General features: G+C 66.6%; 6 protein-coding genes. 4 read left to right on the top strand and 2 right to left on the bottom strand.

Annotated elements, in window-relative coordinates:
• Positions 1 to 37: 37 nt before the first annotated feature.
• Positions 38 to 1,387: a lytic murein transglycosylase B gene (gene mltB, locus U5771_RS34450; RefSeq protein WP_322028079.1), complete on the bottom strand. Its 1,350-nt coding sequence runs from the start codon at positions 1,385 to 1,387 to the stop codon at positions 38 to 40.
• Positions 1,388 to 1,430: 43 nt separating this feature from the next.
• Here mltB and U5771_RS34455 point away from each other — a divergent pair, with 43 nt between their 5' ends.
• The gene (locus U5771_RS34455) at positions 1,431 to 2,354 is read left to right on the top strand and encodes a histone deacetylase family protein (protein ID WP_322028080.1); all 924 of its coding nucleotides are present in this window, start codon (positions 1,431 to 1,433) and stop codon (positions 2,352 to 2,354) included.
• 22 nt (positions 2,355 to 2,376) lie between these two features.
• On the opposite strand, the gene U5771_RS34460 is transcribed toward U5771_RS34455, so the two are convergent.
• Positions 2,377 to 3,303: an alpha/beta hydrolase gene (locus U5771_RS34460; protein WP_322028081.1), complete on the bottom strand. Its 927-nt coding sequence runs from the start codon at positions 3,301 to 3,303 to the stop codon at positions 2,377 to 2,379.
• 215 nt (positions 3,304 to 3,518) lie between these two features.
• On the opposite strand from U5771_RS34460, the gene U5771_RS34465 reads away from it, so the two are divergent.
• The 3 genes from U5771_RS34465 to U5771_RS34475 are packed head-to-tail and all read left to right on the top strand — an operon-like array spanning position 3,519 to position 6,019.
• Entirely contained in the window at positions 3,519 to 4,553 is a 1,035-nt protein-coding gene (locus U5771_RS34465; RefSeq protein WP_322028082.1) for a methionine ABC transporter ATP-binding protein, read from the top strand.
• Positions 4,543 to 5,196: a methionine ABC transporter permease gene (locus tag U5771_RS34470; protein ID WP_121860558.1), complete on the top strand. Its 654-nt coding sequence runs from the start codon at positions 4,543 to 4,545 to the stop codon at positions 5,194 to 5,196. The genes U5771_RS34465 and U5771_RS34470 overlap by 11 nt, the downstream gene beginning before the upstream one ends.
• 28 nt (positions 5,197 to 5,224) lie before the next feature.
• Positions 5,225 to 6,019, top strand: a complete 795-nt coding sequence (locus tag U5771_RS34475) for a MetQ/NlpA family ABC transporter substrate-binding protein (protein ID WP_322028083.1) — start codon at positions 5,225 to 5,227, stop codon at positions 6,017 to 6,019.
• Positions 6,020 to 6,273: the final 254 nt, after the last annotated feature.

Below are 6,273 nucleotides of genomic sequence, written 5' to 3' on the forward strand. Positions count from 1 at the left end.
CCGCACAAGCGGCGTTTTTTCTTCGCGCGAGCCGAGCTTACTGCGCCGGCGCTTCCGTGTCCGCCGCAGGCAGCGGCAGCGCGCCGCTCGCTTCCATCTGCGCCTTCACGGCTTCGCCGAGCTGGTACACAGTGAGTGCGTAGAAGAAGCTGCGGTTGTAGCGCGTCAGCACGTAGAAGTTCTTGAGGCCGAGCATGTATTCGGTCGCGCGCCCCGGCGACGGCAGATCGACCACGGTCACCGGCGTGCCGGCTTCGGTGGTGATGTTGACCGTCGGCTCGTTGAGCGTCATGCCGGCGCGCAGCAGTTGCGACAGTGCCCAGTGCGGTTCGGGCTGGCCGTCCGCGGCCGCCTGGGCGATGCCGAGGCTGCCCGTGTCGGGCGTGATCCGCCAGACCACCGGGCGATCGGTTTCCCAGCCGTGCTGCTTCAGGTAGTTCGCGACGCTGCCGATCGCATCGGCAGGACTGCTGCGCAGATCGACGTGGCCGCCGCCGTCGTAGTCGACCGCATACTCGCGGATGCTGCTCGGCAGGAACTGCGGGATGCCGATCGCGCCCGTGTACGAGCCGAGCACGGTGGTCGGGTCGAGCTGGTTGTCGCGGGTCCAGACGAGGAAGTCCTCGAGGTTCTTGCGGAACGTTGCCTGGCGGCTGTCGCGATTCGGCGTGTCCGGGTAGTCGAACGTGAGCGTCGTCAGCGCATCGAGCACACGGAAGTTGCCCATGTAGCGGCCATAGATCGTTTCGACGCCGATGATGCCGACGATCACTTCGGGCGGCACGCCGAATTCCTCGGACGCGCGTTGCAGCGTCGCCTGGTTCGCCTTCCAGAATTTCACGCCCGCGTTGATGCGGATCGGTTCGATGAAGCGCGAACGATAGACGCGCCAGTTCTTCACCGAAGGTGTCGGCGCGGGCTTCACGAGCTTCACGGCGGTGGCCGAGTAGCTGATGCGCGAGAACAGCGCATGCAGGCTCGATGAATCGAAGCCGTTGCGGCTCACCATCTCGTCGATGAACGCATCGACCTTCGCGTTGTTCGCGTAACGCTGCGGAACGATTTCCTCTTCGAAGGTCTGGCCTTGCGGCGCCGGCTGCTGCGGTTGCGCCTGCGCGACGAGCGTGCCGGGGGACTTCGCAGGCTGCGTCTGCGCTTCGACGGGCGCGGCGGCTAGGGTAGCGGCGACGGCAGCGGCAACGAGCGGAACGCGAACGCGGAACAGTGCGGAGAGAAGGGCGGCAGGCTTGCTGGAATTCATGTCGAAGCGGGCGGACAGGGCGATGGGGTTCGGCGCAGTATACCCGACGCATCCTGCGTGCCGGGGCGAAGCAGCGCACCGTTGTGGTAAGTTAGCGGCGAATTCGCGGCAGACGATGGACATCATTGATGGAGACCTGCGGCGCACCCTGCGTCGCGGATGACAGCTTATGGCAACCGCCTTCTATACGCACCCCGACTGCATGCTGCACGAGATGGGGGAATGGCATCCGGAATGCCCGGCCCGACTGTCGGCGATCCAGGATCAGCTGATCGCGAGCCGCATCGACGACCTGATCGTGCACGAAACCGCGCCGTTCGCGAGCGAGGTGGCGCTGGGCCGCGTGCATACGCAGGCCCATATCGACTACATCCGCAGCATGACGCCCGTCGACGGCTACGTCGAGATCGATCCCGACACGCTGATGAACCGCGACACGTGGCGCGCCGCGCTGCGTGCGGCCGGTGCCGTGATCGCGGCGACCGACGCGGTGATCGAAGGCCGCTACGCGAACGCGTTCTGCAGCGTTCGGCCGCCCGGCCATCACGCGGAACCCGCGCGCGCGATGGGCTTCTGCTTCTTCAACAACGTCGCGATCGCCGCGCGGCATGCGCTTGACGTCCATGGCCTCGAGCGCGTCGCGATCATCGATTTCGACGTGCACCACGGCAACGGCACCGAAGCCGCGTTCGCGAACGACGAGCGCGTGCTGATGTGCAGCTTCTTCCAGCATCCGCTGTACCCGTTCTCAGGTGCCGATCACCAGGCACCGAACATGGTCAACCTGCCGATGCCCGCACGCAGCAACGGGATGGCGATCCGCGAAGCGGTCGACATGTTCTGGCTGCCGCGTCTCGACGCGTTCAAGCCGCAAATGCTGTTCGTGTCGGCCGGTTTCGACGCGCATCGCGAGGACGACATCGGCAATCTCGGTCTCGTCGAGGCGGATTTCGAATGGCTGACCGCGCAGGTCGTCGACGTCGCGCGCCGGCATGCGCAGGGCCGCATCGTGAGCAGTCTCGAGGGCGGCTACAACCTGTCCGCACTCGGGCGCAGCGTCGTCGCGCACCTGCGTGTGCTGGCCGGCATCTGACCGGCAGCGGGGCGGCGCGCGCTCAGCGCGCCGGCACGCGCGCGTGAATCCACGCGATCAGCGCATCGATCACGCGATCGCGCTCGAGATCGTTCATCGTTTCGTGGAACCCGCCTTCGTATAGTGTCAGCGTGCGATCGGGCGAGCCGACGCGGGCGCCGAACGCGCGACTTCCGTCGGGCTCGGTCAGTTTGTCCTCGGTGCCGTGATAGACGAGCACCGGCACGCGCAGCGCGCCGCGACCACGCTCGATGCGCGCCATCGCGTCGAGGATTTCTGCGCCGGTACGCGCCGGCACCGCGCCGTGGTGGACGAGCGGATCGGCACGATTGGCCGCGACGATGGCCGGATCGCGCGACAGCAGCGCCGCGTCGATCCTGATCGCGGGGAAGCTCGGCCACACGCGGCTGATGAAGCGGCTCATCGCGAGCATCCAGCGCGGCACGTCGCGTCCCGGCGCGAGTGCCGGGCTCGACAGCACGAGGCCCGCCAGCGCGTGGCCGCGGGCCGGCACGCGTTCGATCGCATACAGCGCCGCGACCGCGCCGCCCATGCTGTGCCCCATCAGGAACAGCGGCGACTCGCCGCGGGCGGCTTCGGCAACCAGCGCATCCGCATCGTTCAGGTAGCCGTCGAAACGCTCGGCCCATGCGCGTTTGCCGGGCGATTGACCGTGCCCGCGCAGATCGATCGCCAGCACGTCGATGCCGGCCGCGTTCAATCTGGCCGCGAGCGCCGCGTAACGGCCCGCATGCTCGGCGAGGCCGTGCACGAGCGCGATCGTCGCGCGCGGCGGCACCGTGTCGTCGCCGGCCGACCAGCGGTACGACGCCAGTTCGACCCCGTCCGCTGTACGCAGCCGGCCCATCCGCGGGGCGGGCGGCAATACCGGGCCCGGTGCGCCGGTGGCGATGGCGGGTGCGGCGGCCTGCGTGGTGGTGGCGGTCATCTGGCGTGTCCCCTGTTCGTTGGCATCGGTGTTCCGGATCATAGTCGCGACATTTCCGCGGCGGGCCAGCGGCGCCCCTCTAATTTCGTCTGGTTATGAAAAGATCGAAATCGATTATTAAGTGGAATGAGGCGTTTGCGGTAAAATCGCCGGCTATTCCAGATGCATCGGCGGCCGACTGGCGGGCCTCGCCTGCCGGCCGCCGTTTTGTTTACATGATCGAATTACGCAATCTGTCGCAGCGTTTCCCCGGGCCGACCGGCTGGGTCGACGCATTGCACAACGTCAACCTGACGATCCCGCAGGGCGAGGTGTTCGGCATCATCGGCCGAAGCGGCGCCGGCAAGAGTACGCTCGTGCGGACCATCAACCTGCTCACGCGGCCGACCGAAGGCAACGTCGTCGTCGGCGGACGCGATCTCACGCTGCTGTCGTCCGGCGCGCTGCGCGAAGCGCGCCGCGAAATCGGCATGATCTTCCAGCACTTCAACCTGCTGTCGTCGCGCACGGTGTTCGACAACGTCGCGCTGCCGCTCGAGCTGGCCGGCGCGAGCCGTGCCGACATCGAGGCGGCCGTGCTGCCGCTGCTCGACCTCGTCGGGCTGTCCGCGCAGAAGGATCGCTATCCGGCGCAGATCAGCGGCGGCCAGAAGCAGCGCGTCGGCATCGCCCGCGCGCTCGCGAGCAAGCCGAAGGTGCTGCTGTCGGACGAAGCGACGTCGGCGCTCGATCCCGAGACCACGCGCGCGATCCTCGACCTGCTGAAGCGCATCAACCGCGAACTCGGCCTGACGATTGTGCTGATCACGCACCAGATGGAAGTGATCAAGCAGGTGTGCGATCGCGTGGCGGTGCTGGACGCGGGCCGCGTGGTCGAAGAAGGCCGCGTGATCGACGTGTTCCTGCAGCCGCATCACGAAGTGACGCGCGCGCTGATCGGCGACGTGATCGCGCAGGAACTACCGCCGGCGCTGAAGGCACGGGTGGCCGAGCGGTTGAAGACGGGCAGCGGGCATTTGCTGCGGCTCGCGTTCACCGGCTCGGGTGTCGACCAGCCGATCCTGTCGGAGACGATCCGCCGGTACGAACTCGATTTCAACATCCTGCACGGCCAGATCGACGAGATCCAGGGGCAGGCGTTCGGGTCGCTCGCGGTGCTCGCGGGCGGCGAACCGGGCAAGGTCGGGCAGGCGCTCGCGTTCCTGCGCGAGCAAGGTGTGGTGGTAGAGGAGCTTTCGTATGTTGAGTGAGATGTTCGATATGTTCGTGCAGTCGTTCTGGGAGACGCTGATCATGGTCGGCATCTCGGGAGCGGTCGGCGCGCTCGTCGGGCTGCCGCTCGGCGTGCTGCTGTACCTGACCGACCGCCAGGGCGTGCTGCAGAACCTCGGCGTGAATCGCGTGCTCGGCGGCCTCGTGAACGCGGTGCGCTCGACGCCGTTCATCATCCTGCTGGTTGCGGTCATTCCGTTCACGCGGCTCGTCACGGGATCGTCGATCGGCACGGCCGCCGCGGTCGTGCCGCTGACGCTCGCGGCCGCACCGTTCGTCGCGCGGCTGGTCGAGACCGCGCTGCGCGAGGTCGACCGCGGGCTGATCGAGGCCGCGCAGTCGATGGGCGCGACGACATCGCAGATCGTGTTCAAGGTGCTGCTGCCCGAATCGCTGCCGGGCATCGTCGCGGGCCTGACGATCACGTTCGTGTCGCTCGTCGGCTATTCGGCGATGGCCGGGGCGATCGGCGGCGGCGGGCTTGGCGATCTCGGGATCCGCTACGGCTACCAGCGCTATCTGCCGGAAGTGATGTGGACGGTCGTCGCGATCCTGATCGTGTTCGTGCAGATCGTGCAATCGTTCGGCGACTGGCTCGTGCGCCGGCTGAGCCACAAGTAAAAACGACATTCATCCGTTGGGGGAGACGATGCAACGACGCTTCATGCTGAAGTTCGCGGCCGCACTCGGCGCGGCCGCGCTGTTCGCGAGCGCGCACGCGCAGGCCGAATCCATCAAGGTGGGCGTGACGGGCGGCCCGCACGCGCAGATCATGGACGTGGTGAAGAAGGTCGCGGCCAAGAGCGGCCTCGACATCCGCGTCGTCGAATTCTCCGATTACGTGCAGCCGAACGCGGCGCTCGCGTCGGGCGATCTCGACGCGAACAGCTACCAGCACGATCCGTATCTGCAGGCGCAGGTGAAGGATCGCGGCTACAAGCTGATCAAGGTCGCGGATACCGTCACGTTCCCGATGGGCATCTATTCGAAGCGGGTGAAGTCGCTGGCCGAGCTGAAGCCCGGCGCGCGGATCGCGGTGCCGAACGATCCGACCAATGGCGGCCGTGCGCTGCTGTTGCTGCAGAAGCAGGGGCTGCTGAAGCTGCGTGCGGACGCCGGGTTGAAGGCGACGCCGCTCGACATCGTCGACAATCCGCGCAAGCTGAAGATCGTCGAACTCGACGCGGCGCAGATTCCGCGCTCGCTCGGCGACGTCGACGCGGCGGCGATCAACACCAACTACGCGATGGAAGCGGGGTTGAAACCGAAACAGGACGCGATCGCGATCGAGGGCCCGAACGGCCCGTACGCGAACATTCTCGCGATTCGCGAGGCCGACCGGAGCAAGCCGTGGGTCGCGAAGCTGGTCGCGGCCTACCATTCCGCGGAAGTGAAGCAGTTCATCGAACAGAAGTTCGGCGGCGCGGTCATCGCCGCCTGGTAACACGTGGTGCTGGGCGCGCCCGGTGACGATTAGAGTCGATGATCGAAAACCCGGGCTTTGCGTCCGGGTTTTTTCTCTTTTAAAATAGAACGACCGTTCGCTATTGCCGGCGCGCCGAAGAGGAGCGCTATCCTCGATAGCCGCGATGGATGGGTCCGCTTGGCCGCGCAGTCATGAGGCCTCGCTATAGAATGGCCTCTGGTCGTATTCGTAACTTTGGAGCGTGTGCATGAAAATCCTGGTGCCAGTGAAAA

Origin of the sequence: Burkholderia sp. BCC1977, assembly GCF_905339595.1 — a bacterium.
Classification (GTDB): Bacteria; Pseudomonadota; Gammaproteobacteria; order Burkholderiales; family Burkholderiaceae; genus Burkholderia.

What these genes read in the sequence shown, in the direction of transcription:
- mltB (WP_322028079.1), bottom strand. Translation starts at nt 1,387, where the DNA reads ATGATGTCCATCGTCTGCCGCGAATTCGCCGCTAACTTACCACAACGG.
- U5771_RS34455 (WP_322028080.1), top strand. Translation starts at nt 1,431, where the DNA reads ATGGCAACCGCCTTCTATACGCACCCCGACTGCATGCTGCACGAGATG.
- U5771_RS34460 (WP_322028081.1), bottom strand. Translation starts at nt 3,303, where the DNA reads ATGACCGCCACCACCACGCAGGCCGCCGCACCCGCCATCGCCACCGGC.
- U5771_RS34465 (WP_322028082.1), top strand. Translation starts at nt 3,519, where the DNA reads ATGATCGAATTACGCAATCTGTCGCAGCGTTTCCCCGGGCCGACCGGC.
- U5771_RS34470 (WP_121860558.1), top strand. Translation starts at nt 4,543, where the DNA reads ATGTTGAGTGAGATGTTCGATATGTTCGTGCAGTCGTTCTGGGAGACG.
- U5771_RS34475 (WP_322028083.1), top strand. Translation starts at nt 5,225, where the DNA reads ATGCAACGACGCTTCATGCTGAAGTTCGCGGCCGCACTCGGCGCGGCC.